Source organism: Rhizobium sp. UFLA01-1127 (assembly GCF_059803845.1).
In genome coordinates this window covers 1-627 of the sequence record NZ_JAUQTZ010000318.1, presented here as the reverse complement: position 1 = coordinate 627, position 627 = coordinate 1, and the positions used below count along the sequence as shown (strand labels likewise).

Below are 627 nucleotides of genomic sequence, written 5' to 3'. Positions count from 1 at the left end.
GATGATTGTGGCAGAACCCGCATCTCCTATAATTCCTGCCGTAATCGCCACTGCCCGAAGTGTCAGGGAGCTGCCCGCAAGGAGTGGGTCGACGCTCGCATCGCCGATCTCTTGCCGGTCCCTTATTTCCACGTGGTCTTCACGCTACCACGTGGCGTCGCTGAGATCGCCTTCCAGAACAAGGCGGTTGTCTACGCATTGTTGATGCGGATCTCGGCCGAGACGCTACAAACCATGGCGGCTAATCCCAAATGGCTGGGCGCAGAGATTGGTGTCACCGCTGTGCTCCATACCTGGGGCCAGGCTATGACCCACCATCCCCATGTCCATTGCGTCGTACCAGGCGGTGGCCTTTCACCAGACAAATTGAGGTGGGTTGCGTGCCGACCCGGCTTCTTTCTACCCGTTCGCGTATTATCGCGCCTGTTTCGACGGCTCTTTCTAACCGCTCTCGCTGAAGCCTTTGCCAGAGACGAACTGCAATTCTTCAACGAACTCTCTCATCTCAACGATAGCAACACGTTCATCCGCTATCTTGCCCGCGCTCGCAGCATTGAATGGGTTGTCTATTCGAAGCCGCCATTCGGCGGTCCAGATCAGGTGCTCGCCTATCTCGGCCGTTACACC

Annotated in this window: 1 protein-coding gene; it reads left to right on the top strand. The window is 57.1% G+C overall.

What is annotated here, in order from left to right; genetic code table 11:
• Positions 1–627 (top strand): IS91 family transposase (locus Q4Q11_RS32000; RefSeq protein WP_498572002.1); only part of this gene is annotated, 627 nt, incomplete at both ends.